Genomic DNA, 13495 nt, shown 5'->3' on the forward strand with positions numbered 1-13495 from the left:
CACATGTTACGTTATTCCATATAATCAAACAAAATACAGAGAAAAACAATCATTTTTACTATATTTTGTTATAAATTCGAATAATATTAAATAATACTATCCATTATAGGAGATTTTAGTTGAATACCTACAATATGATGTGTAAAATCTAAGCAAGTAGCAGTATAAATAAATATTCGAGGTGAATACATGCTAGATTTTAAGCAGTTAGATGCTTGTTTGAAAGACAAGAGATTTATAGATGGATTACAGGAAATAAATAATGAAATTTCATATATAAAAGAAAAGAATACTTTATCTTATGTAAAGAATTGGCTTGCTAATATTCCTTCACATAAGGAGTTTGATATATTAATACGTCTTACTGATGAAGGGCTTATGCACCAATACAGTTCATTCCTCATTCGCTACGCCTATAAAAAATTCCCAAATATGAGAACGCTCTCTTTATATTGTGATGAGTTAATTGATGAGCGGAAAATCCTTGAAGCAGAACAGTTGTTAAAAGACTCATTAGAAGAGGTAAATAAAGAAGAAATTGAAGTTGATCTTTTAGCGAAAACATATTTTACTTTAGTACGATGTTTGTTGGAAATGAAACGAAATGAAGAAGCGCTAATCTATATGCAAAAAGCAGAGGAGTACAGTGAACGTGCCGTGTTTGATAAATGGGGATACGTCTATATGCATACAGGTGAATGGGAGAAAGCAGAAGAACAATTTATAGCTGGTATGCAGCATAAAGATTGTGAAGAGTTATCTACCTATTTATTATCACAGTTATATGCGAATAAAGGAGAACAAAAACGTGCATTGCAGCTAATTGATGATGCAATTGTAAAGTTCCCACAAGTACCATATTTTCATTTTGAAAAGATAAAATATGTATTAGATTTAGGGAAGTACGAAGATATGTTATCAGTAATAGATAACATAAATAAACAGCTTCCTTATCATGCGTATAAAGCTTATTTCGTACATTTACGAGCAGAAGCACTGTACAAAATGAATAAACTTGTAGATTTACAACAGTTATTAAAAGAAGAAAAAAGTTTAAAAGGGTCTTTATATCATAATTTAGAAAAAAATCCAGATGGAAAAAAGGTTCACCTGCCGATCGTTCCCATTGTACAAAAGGATAATTATTGTGTGCCGACAAGTTTAGAAATGATGTTGCAGTTATGGGGAGAAAAACGTACACAAGATGAAATAGCAGAGTTTATTTTTGATATGACAGGATCGAAGTTTTCAGATACTGTTTCTTATTTAGAAGAATTAGGTTATGAATATCGTTATTTTAAAGGTAATGAAGAGAATTATAAGAGACTGATTGATGAAGGAATTCCTGTTTTATTAAGTATAGATATTGAGCATGCTTCACATGTACAAGTACTAGCTGGATATGATGATACATTGCAGGCCTTTTATGTTCAAGATCCGAACTTTATAGAGCCAGTTATTGTGGAATATAGTAAGTTACAAGAAAAATATCGTTATACAGGTTGTTTAGCAATTACGTTTGTTCCGCAAGAAAAGAAGGAACTACTATCATTTTTAAATGAAGAAGAACATCATTATTTTAAATCTATTTTTTCTTTAACAGATCATTTGGATGAACAAGATAAAGAGGGGATTCATGACTTAGTACAGTTTTTAAAAGGGACGAGTGATAATCCGAATACGTGGTTATATACGGTTAAGCATTTAGATGTTGAAGTAGATAAAGAATTTATTTTATATTGTATAGAAAAGTTAATGGAGAAATTTCCTAACTCAGATTTTGTTAAATTACATGGTGCACAGTGCTTTATTCGCCTGGAAGAGTTAGAAAAATCTGGGCACATGCTTGCGAGTGTTGAGAAGAAAAATAGTCGTGCCTTATATCATTTCATAAACGGAAGGTATGCTTTTGAGCAGGAAAGTTATTTAGAAGCGATTTCAAGTTTTCGTTCCTCATTACAATTAGACGCAGATCAGCCGATTGCTTGGAGTTTCCTTGCGTTATCCTATATGTATATCGATCAATCTGATAAGGCATTGCAGTTTTCTCAAGTTGCTTTAGAACGTAGTCCAGAAAGATTTACTTTAACGAATCACGGGTTAATATTAATAGATTTAGAAAGATATGAAGAAGCGTATGAAATCTTTAACGACCTGTTAAGAGAGTATAAAAATGAGGCACATGTATGGTATGAGCGAGCGAGATGTGCGCATCATTTAGGGAAATTACATTTAGCGATAAAAGGGCTTAAAGTAGCGATTCATTTGGATAGTAATGCACCTTACATTTATACGAAACTTGCAGAAATATACGAATCTGATCTGAAGGATGAAGAAAGTACGAAAGAAATTTTATTAAAAGGTATTGAGAATTGTGATGATAAGGCACCTCTATATGTAAAACTGGGTGACTATCATTTTCAAAATGATAGCCTGGAAGAAGCAGAATCGTTGTATACTCGTGCTTTAGAAGAAAATCATGATGATGTTTATTCTCACTTCGGACTTACGCAAGTTTATATGGCAAGAGAACAATATAAGGAAGCAAAAGAATATATTCTCGGTATTGAAAAACAAATTGAAAAGAGCCAAGATTTTCTTATGAATGCGGGAATGGTTTTATGGGATGCTGAAGTTGAACTTGGTGGAAGTGAAGAAGGGTTTAAAGTAGCATTGTCTAAGTTAGAGAGTGGTATAAAGCAGAGCGAATATAATGTAGCAAGCGCGTTAGATGAATATGTGAATCGAATTAAAGGAACGGTATTTGTGCAGCGAGGTATAGCATTCTTAAGAACGTTACAAAAAGAAAGAAATGAAGTAAGTGAATATGGTTGTTATACAGGTATTTTATATGAATCTATCGGACAGTATGGCCAAGCGATGAAAAGATATAAAAGGGCGATAGAACAAAAGGAAACGGCATTACCGTATTACCGAATTGGTGAAACACTTATGGCATTAGGACAATTGACGGAAGCAAAACAGGCATATGAAACATGTTTAGAGCTTGATGGGAATTTCGTCGGTGTACATTTACAGCTTGCGGAAATATATGAAAAAGAAGAAAATCGTTCTAAAGAACAAAGTCATATGGTTCAGGCGATGAAAGAAGAGCCGCTGCATATTAATATGGGATATTTGGCGCAGCTTTCAGTAGAAATGAATCTTCAGAAAGAGTTGCTGACTGAACTAGAACAATTAGTGGACGAAGTGCCTGAAATATGGCGATTAGATGCGATTGCATATGTGTATGGAGCGATGGATGAAATAGATAAAGAACAAGCACAGATTGAAGAGGCACTACGATTAGATAGTGAGCATACAGAAGTTTTATATCATTATGCAAAAGTATTAGTGAAAAATAGAAATGCAAAAGCAATTGAAATTGCAATGAAGGTTATACAAAAAGATGTAAATAATGAACGTATATTTGATGTATATGTAAAAGCGATAGAACAACATAAGAAATGGTCTAACATACGAGATTTTCTTCACATATTAAAAGTCAAAAAGGCAGAAAGAAGTATGGCGTTTATGTACGCTGCATCTGCAGTTACAGAAAGATGGATTGAACGTCAACAAAATGAACAGCCGAAGAAATCCATATTTACGAGAGCTCTTTATCGTATGAAAAACCGTGCGAAAGAAATTTCGATTATTACTACAATCATTGATTTATATGAAATTTCGTTACAGTTAAATCCGAAAAATAGTATGGCAGCGCAGCGATTTGCGCTATTTTATGAGAATGTAGAGATGAATAGAGAAGCAATAGAGATTCTGCACACGTCACTAGAAAATAAATGGGATTATGAAGTAGCGAAGCAACTTGTAAATCTTTTCGTTGAGTGCGAGGAAGAAGGTATGTTAAGAGATGCTATGGAATTAACGAAGCAAATGGTTCGAGAGTTACCAGATGATTACGATACTCTTCTTCTTCAGGCACAAGTATTCTTTAAAGCAGGAGAAGAAAGAAAAGCAGAAAAGATTACTTTACAATTAACGGAGCAAACACCATTTGTAAGTAGAGCATTTCTTGCTTTAGGAGAAATATATCAAAGTCAAGAGAGGTTTGAAGAGGCAATTCACGTATTAGAAAATGCTTCTATCCATCATCCGAATGAAACAGCAATTCTTCTTTCTTTAGCATCTTCATATCATGGTGCTGGCCAAACGATAAAGGCAGAAAAAATAACAAATGAAGTAGTAACAATGGATGCGAGTGATTTGTTAGCAAGATATGATCGTGCTTGTTATTTAGCACAGTTAAACAGGAATGAAGAGGCGAAGGAAGAGCTTGAAATTGTACTTCGTGAGGATGAGTCGGGATTTTTCGCTGAACTTATCGAGGATGATGAAAATTTAGCAGCACTGCGAGAATTTGAAAAGTAATTGTATAAGAATAGTGAAAAAAGGGCATAATTAAATATATATTTCGAATTAGTTGACAATTGATTACCAAATGGCATAAAATAGCTTTTAACAAAGTATACAAATCTGAAGACGAGAAAGAGTAAAATAGTGTACTGTTCCCCAGAGAGCCGGTATGTTGCTGAAAGCCGGTGTGCAGACGTTATTTGAAAATCATCTCCGAGGAGCCGAGGCTGAAAATGAGTAAGCTCGGACGGATGTCTACCGTTACAAAGAACACGTATGATAGTACGTTGCTAAGTGCTATTAGTGAAGAGCTAATAGAATTAGGGTGGTATCGCGGGTAAACCCGTCCCTATTTTATAGGGACGGGTTTTTTGTGTGCTTTAAAACATTCAAAAGGAGTGATTGTAGATGAAGAAAGTAGATGTAAAAGAGTCAGCTGTAGGGAGAGAAACACGTATTCGTAAACAGTGGAACGAGCAGAGCATTTTCGAACAATCAATTCAGAATCGAGAAGGCGCACAATCTTTTGTGTTTTATGAAGGACCACCAACGGCGAACGGACTACCACATGTAGGTCATGCACTTGGACGAACAATTAAAGATGTAGTAGCAAGATATAAAACGATGTCTGGTTATAAAGTATTAAGAAAAGCGGGATGGGATACACACGGTTTACCTGTAGAATTAGGTGTTGAGAAACAACTTGGTATTTCTGGTAAACATGAAATCGAAGAGTATGGAATTGAACCATTTATTAAGAAGTGTAAAGAGAGTGTATTCACATATGAGAAGCAGTGGCGTGAATTCACTGAAAGTATCGGTTATTGGGTAGATATGGATGATCCATACGTTACGTTAGAGAATCCATATATCGAAAGTGTATGGCATATTTTAGGGACGATTCATGAAAAAGGATTATTGTATAAAGGGCATAGAGTTTCACCATATTGCCCAAGTTGTCAAACTTCACTAAGTTCACATGAGGTTGCCCAAGGGTATAAAACAGTAAAAGATTTAAGTGCAACAGTTAAGTTTAAAGTGAAAGATAGTGACAATGAATACTTCCTAGGTTGGACGACAACACCTTGGACACTTCCAGCAAATGTTGCACTCGCTGTACATCCAAATATGGAATACGTGAAAGCGAAACAAGAAGGTCATGTATACATTGTTGCGAAAGAACGTGTACGAGATGTATTAAAAGAAAACTATGAAGTATTATCTGTTCATAAAGGAGAAGAATTATTAAATACTTCTTATACAGCACCGTTTCCGATGAAAGAAGTTACAAATGGGTACCGCGTTATCGGAGCAGATTTTGTAACGGCAGATAGTGGTACAGGACTCGTTCATATTGCTCCAGCATATGGAGAGGACGATTATAGAGTCGTTCAAAGTGAAGGGTTGTCATTCTTACATGTTGTAGATGAGAAAGGTGAATATACAGAAGCAGTACCATTTTTGAAAGGTAAATTTGTAAAAGATTGTGACGTAGATATCGTTCGTTATTTAGCGAAGGAAGGTTTACTTTATCATAAAGAAAAGTATGAGCATAGTTACCCACATTGTTGGCGCTGTGATTCACCACTTCTTTATTATGCAGGTGAAAGTTGGTTAATCCGAACGACTGCAATTAAAGATACATTTTTACAAAACAACGATACTGTTACTTGGTATCCAGATCATATGAAACATGGACGATTTGGTAAGTTTTTAGAAAACATGGTGGACTGGAATATTAGCCGAAATAGATATTGGGGAACACCATTAAACGTATGGGAATGTGAAAGTTGCGATCATCAATTCGCACCGAAAAGCATTGCTGATTTAAGAAAGCATAGTATGAAAGAGACACCTGAAGACTTAGAATTGCATAAGCCATATGTAGATGAAGTGCAAGTTTGCTGCGAAAAATGCGGAAGTACAATGAATCGCACACCAGAAGTAATTGATGTTTGGTTTGATAGTGGTTCGATGCCATTTGCGCAATATCATTATCCGTTTGAAAATAAAGAGTTATTTGAAGAACAGTTTCCAGCAGATGTAATTGCAGAAGGAATCGATCAAACACGCGGCTGGTTTTATAGTTTATTAGCTGTATCAGCACTATATACTGGAAAAGTACCGTATAAACGAGTGCTATCACTAGGGCATGTTCTAGACGAGGAAGGACAGAAAATGTCTAAAAGTAAAGGGAATGCACTAGATCCAGTTGATTTAGTAGAGAAGTTTGGTGCTGATGCTTTAAGATGGGCTTTACTCGTTGACAGTGCTCCGTGGAATGCGAAGCGTTTTTCTGAAAGAACAGTATTAGAAGCAAAATCTAAATTTGTAGATACATTAGTCAATGTGTATAGCTTCTACGTTTTATATGCAAATTTAGATGAGTATAATCCGAACGAAACGTATGACGTAAAGCGGACGAAATTGGATGAATGGGTATTATCAAGATTGCATAGCACAACGAAAAAAGTGAGAACTGCACTTGATGATTATCAATTTACGAATGCAGCTCGTGAAATCGCGACGCTTGTAGATGAAGTAAGTAACTGGTACGTAAGACGATCACGTAATCGTTTCTGGGAATCTGGTATGAATGCTGAAAAAGCAGCTGCGTATGAGACACTTCATGAAGTGCTTGTAACAATTAGTAAACTAATTGCACCATTTACACCGTTTGTCGCTGAAGATATTCATTTGAATTTAACTGGAAGTAGCGTTCATTTAGAGGATTATCCAGTTGTAAATGAATCACTACTTCAGCCGAAATTAGAAGCGGAAATGGATGCAGTTTTACAAGTTGTTGAACTTGGAAGAAGTAATCGTAATCAACATTCTTTAAAAGTAAAACAGCCGTTAGCGGAACTTGTATTACTTGAGCATAATGAAAATGATATGGATTGGGAATCTTACCGTGATATCGTTATGGATGAGTTAAATGTGAAGGCGTTCCATGTTGAACTCGATGAAACGAAATACACATCTTATCAATTAAAGCTGAATTTTAAAACGGCTGGGCCGAAGTTCGGTAAAAATGTGAATGCAGTAAATGGCTGGCTAAAACAATTATCACAAGACGAGGTACAAAACTTTGTCTCTACAGAAAGAGCAGTTTACGAAGTAGCATCAGGAGAAGAAATAGTTGTAACGACTGAAGATGTATTAGTAGAGAAAGTTGCGAAATCTGGATTCTCTAATACAACTAACGGACAATATACAGTAATGTTAGATACGAATGTAACGGAAGAATTGCTACAAGAAGGGGTAGCACGTGAATTCATTCGCGCCGTTCAAGAATATCGTAAGCAGTTGAATTTACCTGTTAATTTACGGGTAGATGTAATTCTTGATACAGAGGAAGAACTACAGCAAACGTTAACGAATCATAAAGAGTTGTTGGAAGAAAACTTACTCGTTAAACAATTTACATTTGGTCACTTAACGAATAAAGACGATGAAATTTCTTTAGGTGAGACAAAAGTCCGCATTAAATTAAGCTCAGCTAATTAAAGAAAAGGAAGTTGGAATGATTCCAACTTCCTTTTTGTATGATGGAAATTTATCCGGCTATTTTCTGCATAATACATTCGATAGGACCTCTAGAAAAATTCTTTCTCCATAACACGCTAATTAAAATGCTGTTAAAATTTATTTCTACAGTATTGTTTTCGCTTTACAAATAAATATTGAGAAAATTTCACTCCCCCTAAATGGAAAGGTAATAGAATTGTTCATAGAGAATTACTCGTAGATTCAATTTTTATTCCCCCCATTTTATGGGGAATGATTGCCTAGTGGTAATGGGATAAGGTTGAGCTACTTTATTAGGGGGAGTGGTTCTATGTTTAATAAAAAAATGGTGGCAATGGCAATGACTGTGCCGTTAGTAATGGGGACGATTACTACAGTTTCGGCATTGGAAAAACAACAGCAAGTAAAGCTAGAAGCTTATTCGCCTCAGAAAAAAGCAACAGAATATTTAAAAGAAAATGCTGCGCAGTATGGATTAAAAGCAGACCTTTCAGACTTGCAATATATTTCTACAACAGAAACGTCAGTAGCTTCATATGTTAGGTTCCAACAAGTTGTGAATGGTGCGCCTGTATTTTCAAAACAAATTACAGTTACTCTTAACGGTGAGGGAAAAGGAGTACTTGCTGTTTCTGATTATCAATCTGTTAAAGGTGTGAAGGAAGTTACAACAAAAATTAGTGAAAAAGATGCAATACAAAAATCAATGGCGTATGTTGGAGAAGTAAGTGAACAAAACTTATGGGCTCCTACAGAGAAAGAATTTGGATATATTGTTGAAGAAGGAATTGCTCGTCCAGTATATAAAGTTGTAGTCCATTCTAATAATCCATTTGGTGCATGGGAAACATTTGTTGATGCAGAAAATGGAAAGTTAATTAAAAAGGTTGATATAAACCGTAAAGCAGAAGGATCAGGAAAAGTATTTTTACCTAACCCAGTCGTATCTAGCGGTAGTAAAGTAGGTTTAAAAGATAACAATGATGCAGATTCAACAGCATTAACGAACCAATTAAAGACTGTTACGTTAAAAGGTTTAGATGGGACAGGATTTTTAATTGGAGAGTATGTAACGATTTCCTCAAAAGCAAAAACGAAATCTACAAACTTACAATTTAACTATACACGTGCAAATGATAGCTTTGAAGATGTGATGTCGTATTATCATATTGATACTTTACAACGTTACATTCAAAGTCTAGGTTTTAAAAATATTAATAATCGCTCTATTAAAGTGAATGTGAATGGAACAACGGCGGACAACTCATTTTATTCTCCGACAACGAAAGCTTTAACCTTTGGTACTGGCGGAGTAGATGATGCAGAAGATGCAGGTATTATCGCACATGAATATGGACATTCAATTCAAGATAACCAAGTTCCTGGCTTCGGTAGTTCTGCAGAAGGTGGAGCGATGGGAGAAGGATTTGGTGATTTCTTAGGTGCTACGTATGAAGATGCAGTATCGACAACAGGCTACGGAAAAGCATGTGTTGGAGAATGGGATGCGACTGCTTATTCTAGTTCAGATCCAACGTGCTTACGCCGATTAGATAATAATAAAGTGTATCCGAAAGATATTACGAATGAAGTACATGATGATGGAGAAATTTGGGCTCAAGGACAATATGAGATGGCGCAAGCATTTGGTCGTGATGTTGCAACGAAAATTATTTTACAATCGCACTGGTCGTTAACACCAAACTCTAAATTCAGTGATGGAGCGAAAGCGATTAAGCAAGCGGATGCTCTTTTATATGGCGGACAACATGCTGCGGATATCGATCGTATTTGGGCAGCGAGAGGAATTAGTACGAATTAATATAAAAAGTCGTGGCATGTATAAGCCACGACTTTTTAATTTGCTTAAGAACTGGTACTAGTAAAGTAAGCTATATGAATGATAGTGTGAATATATCCGTATCCCATTTACCTTTTAGCTTCTTTAAAAACAAAATGCTCTTTAAATTTTCTAGATTCAACTTTTTGACCATTTCGCATCGATCGGAATGGGTGTTCTTGCCATGTAATAATAACATCAACTTCATCTGCTTTTGTAGCAACAGGTAAATTAGCGTGTTCAAATCCAGTTTTTCCACTTGCTAAACGACTTTCCTTGAGAGAAAAGAGTTCATATTTCGTTTTTGTTTTTGGTTCGTTGCGGAATACTTCGACTTGTACGTTATATACTTCACTGTTTCCAACATTTTTTACTGAAAATTGATAAGTTTGGAATTCATCTTTTTTAGCTTGAATCTTTTTTTTGTTTACTTTTTTCGGTTCAGCAATATTCACTTGCCATTGATCAGAGTTTTGAGAGATAGGTAAAGATTTTGGTGAATAGGCGTACGTTTCGTTTACTACAATTAGGCAAAACAATAGGAGAAAGAAACTAATCGCTTTTTGCATATACACACCTCGCTATAAAATTTTTATTAATATGTGTAAATAAAACAGTAAATATGTAATTTAATGGAAAAAGGTGATACTTTGATTCAAATGAATTTGAAAAAACTTGAAGAAGTAATAGATGGAGAAGGGTTATACGAATCATTTCATCATTTAGAAATACATGGTGTCTGTATAGATTCCAAAAACATGAAAGAAGGAAATTTATTTGTTCCAATCATTAGGGTGAAAGATGGGCATGAGTATGTGAAAGAAGCAATGGATAATGGAGCTGTCGCTTCCTTGTGGAAAAAGTCTTACGGTACTCCGCCAAAAGGGATTCCAATTATATTTGTGGATGACACTTTGTTTGCTTTGCAACAATTGGCACAATTTTATCGAAGAGAGATAAATGTAAAAGTAATAGGAATTACAGGTAGTAATGGCAAGACTACGGTAAAAGATATAATAGGAAGCATTTTAAGTTCAACTTATAGAGTGCATAAAACAAAAGGTAATTTTAATAGTCAAATCGGTTTGCCGTTAACAATTTTAGAAATGGAACGAAATACTGAGTTCTTAATACTTGAAATGGGAATGAGTGAAAAAGGACAAATTCGAAATTTATCACGAATCGCACAGCCAGATGTAGCGATTATTACAATGATTGGACAGTCACATCTAAAGACGCTTGGATCAAGAGAAGAGATTGCGAAGGCTAAATTTGAAATTATAGACGGATTACATGACGATGGACTGTTCCTATATAATGGCGACGAGCCATTACTTTCTCAAAATATTAATATGCTAGGTATAGAAAGTAAGTCATTTGGTCGAAAGTATACAAATGATTTGTTTCCAACGAACGTACAATTAGATGGATATGGTGTTCATTTTAAATTAAATCATACAAAAATACAGTACGATGTTCCCTTACATGGAAAACATAATATTTTAAATGCGATCGTTGGAATCGCTGTAGGGCAATTTTACAAAGTCTCTACAGAAAAAATACAAGAAGCATTGCAACAAATAAATATTACACAAATGCGCTTTCAGTTTTTAACCGCTAAAACAGGTTTTACAATTATTAACGATGCATGGAATGCCAGTCCTTCCTCCATGAAGGCTGCAATTGAAACGTTACAGAAGTTAAATGCCTATAAGAAAAAAATGATAGTGATTGGGGATATGTTGGAGTTAGGGAAGAAAGGTGAAACATATCATAGAGAAATTGGTAAAATGTTAAATGAGGAGAGCATTCAATATGTATTTACGTATGGAGAGTTAGCCAAAATTGTAGCGGAAGAAGCAAGAAAGAACTATCATGCAGGAAAAGTACAATCATTTGATAATAAAGCCGAGATAGCAGAGGAAGTATTAAAAGTAATAACGAAAAAGGATGTTGTTTTACTGAAAGGTTCACGTGGAATGGCTTTAGAGGAAATTGTACAAAACTGGATGTGAAAAATTAAAATATATTTAAAAGTGCTTGCATTTTATAGTGTGAAGAGATAGAATACTCTGTAAATATAAAAAGTGATGATTAGGAAAAGTACATGATGCAAAGGTCTACAGAGAGCAATCGGTTGCTGAGAAGATTGCGATACCGCATGATGGAAAGACACCTGTGAGTGTTGCTTTGAACGTGATAATTAGTAAAAGCAAACGGTACCTACCGTTATCAGGACTAAGATGGTCATTATGACAATTTGGGTGGTACCGCGGAAAAATCCGTCCCTATTTATAGGGGCGGATTTTTGTATTCTTTTAAGGGAGGTGAGTGACCGTGGATGATGACGATGACAACAATAACGTAAATAAATATAAAATTACCGGAGGGAAAAATAATGGAGTCAATAATGAAGCGTTCACTCACAAAAGAATGTACGAAGCAAAGCGGAAAGGTTGTATTACTTCAAGGATGGGTAAAAAAGATTCGTCATCTAGGTAATGTTAGTTTTTTATTAATAAGGGATCGATCAGGGGTTATGCAATGCGTATTAGAAAACGAGCTAGCTGGATTTAAAGTAGATGTGGAGAGTGTTGTTCAAGTCGTAGGCCAAATAGTAGAGACTTCGAAAACAGAATTAGGGATTGAAGTGCTTGCTCACGAAGCGAAAATATTAAATGGCGCAGAACCACTTCCATTTGAAATAAATAAAAAGAAGTTACAAGTTGGCTTAGATCAACTACTGAATGAACGGGTATTATCATTAAGACATGAGCGAACCGCTGCTATATTTAAAGTGAAATCTACGCTCGTCCAGAGCTTTAGTGAATTCCTTATAGAGAACGATTTCACACGTATATTTACTCCAAAAATTGTTTCGCAAGGGGCAGAAGGAGGAGCAAATGTTTTTAAGCTTCCATACTTCCAAAAAGAAGCGTATTTAGCTCAATCACCACAGTTTTACAAGCAAATGATGGTAGCGGGAGGATTAGAACGTGTTTTTGAAATTGCACCTGTATATAGAGCGGAACATCACAATTCTTCCCGTCATTTAAATGAATATATATCGTTAGACGTAGAGATTGGCTTTATAAATGATTTTCATGAAGTGATGCAATTAGAAACGGATGTATTACGATATATGTTTCAACAAGTAGCAAAAAACTGTGAGAAAGAACTACAACTATTACAAATAGAAGTACCTGTCATTACAGAAATACCGAAAATCACATTGTTAGAAGCGCAAGAAATTTTGAAAAGTAAGTATCGGAAAGAATCGCCAATTGGGGATTTAGATACAGAAGGTGAGAAGTTACTAGGGAAATATGTGAGGGAAACATATAAGAGTGAGTTTGTTTTCATTACACATTATCCGAAAGAAGCGAGACCGATGTATACGATGCCGAATAAAGAGAATCCAGCTATAACTGATTCGTTCGACTTACTATATAAAGGATTAGAAATAACATCAGGAGCACAACGAATTCATAATTATGAAATGTTACTCGCTTCGTTTCACGAAAAAGGATTACATCCCGATAAATTTCAAGCGTATTTAAATACATTTCGATACGGTTGTCCTCCGCACGGTGGTTTTGGAATTGGGTTAGAGAGAGTTGTATATAAACTATTAGAATTAACAAATGTACGAGAAGCGAGTGCTTTTCCGAGAGATTGTACTCGTCTTATACCATAATTTTAAACCCCTTCTATATTACAGAAGGGGTTTATGTATTTCAACATATG

Annotated in this window: 6 protein-coding genes and 2 other annotated features; of the genes, 5 read left to right on the plus strand and 1 reads right to left on the minus strand. The window is 35.1% G+C overall.

Features of this window, described 5'->3' with window-relative positions; all coding sequences use genetic code 11:
* Positions 1–189: 189 nt before the first annotated feature.
* From PSR14_RS11570 to PSR14_RS11580, 3 genes are all read left to right on the plus strand, one after another.
* Positions 190–4392, plus strand: coding sequence for a bacteriocin-processing peptidase family protein (locus tag PSR14_RS11570; RefSeq protein ID WP_061184804.1), 4203 nt, complete (start codon positions 190–192; stop codon positions 4390–4392).
* Between the two features lie 99 nt (positions 4393–4491).
* Positions 4492–4731, plus strand: a binding site (T-box leader).
* Between the two features lie 54 nt (positions 4732–4785).
* Complete coding sequence (gene ileS, locus PSR14_RS11575; RefSeq protein WP_000754931.1) at positions 4786–7887, plus strand: isoleucine--tRNA ligase; 3102 nt, start codon at positions 4786–4788, stop codon at positions 7885–7887.
* Between the two features lie 331 nt (positions 7888–8218).
* A complete protein-coding gene (locus PSR14_RS11580; RefSeq protein WP_000482291.1) occupies positions 8219–9730 on the plus strand; it encodes a M36 family metallopeptidase in 1512 nt (503 codons plus the stop codon).
* Between the two features lie 107 nt (positions 9731–9837).
* On the opposite strand, the gene PSR14_RS11585 is transcribed toward PSR14_RS11580, so the two are convergent.
* Entirely contained in the window at positions 9838–10317 is a 480-nt protein-coding gene (locus PSR14_RS11585; RefSeq protein WP_001167903.1) for a hypothetical protein, read from the minus strand.
* Between the two features lie 63 nt (positions 10318–10380).
* Between PSR14_RS11585 and murF the strand changes: the two genes are divergently transcribed.
* Together murF and aspS are read left to right on the plus strand one after the other, a co-directional pair.
* On the plus strand, positions 10381–11763 hold the full coding sequence (murF, locus tag PSR14_RS11590; protein ID WP_142328641.1) for a UDP-N-acetylmuramoyl-tripeptide--D-alanyl-D-alanine ligase: 1383 nt from the start codon (positions 10381–10383) through the stop codon (positions 11761–11763).
* A 66-nt stretch (positions 11764–11829) separates the two neighbouring features.
* Positions 11830–12041: a binding site (T-box leader), on the plus strand.
* A 105-nt stretch (positions 12042–12146) separates the two neighbouring features.
* Positions 12147–13445 carry an aspartate--tRNA(Asn) ligase gene (aspS, locus tag PSR14_RS11595; RefSeq protein WP_098487123.1) on the plus strand — a complete coding sequence of 433 codons (1299 nt, stop codon included), beginning with the start codon at positions 12147–12149 and terminating at the stop codon, positions 13443–13445.
* The last annotated feature ends 50 nt before the right edge of the window (positions 13446–13495 follow it).

Source organism: Bacillus sp. A01H (assembly GCF_045277205.1).
GTDB lineage: Bacteria > Bacillota > Bacilli > Bacillales > Bacillaceae_G > Bacillus_A > Bacillus_A paranthracis.

Coding starts and splice junctions, on each gene's coding strand:
- PSR14_RS11570 (WP_061184804.1), top strand. CDS start 190: ATGCTAGATTTTAAGCAGTTAGATGCTTGTTTGAAAGACAAGAGATTT.
- ileS (WP_000754931.1), top strand. CDS start 4,786: ATGAAGAAAGTAGATGTAAAAGAGTCAGCTGTAGGGAGAGAAACACGT.
- PSR14_RS11580 (WP_000482291.1), top strand. CDS start 8,219: ATGTTTAATAAAAAAATGGTGGCAATGGCAATGACTGTGCCGTTAGTA.
- PSR14_RS11585 (WP_001167903.1), bottom strand. CDS start 10,317: ATGCAAAAAGCGATTAGTTTCTTTCTCCTATTGTTTTGCCTAATTGTA.
- murF (WP_142328641.1), top strand. CDS start 10,381: ATGGAAAAAGGTGATACTTTGATTCAAATGAATTTGAAAAAACTTGAA.
- aspS (WP_098487123.1), top strand. CDS start 12,147: ATGGAGTCAATAATGAAGCGTTCACTCACAAAAGAATGTACGAAGCAA.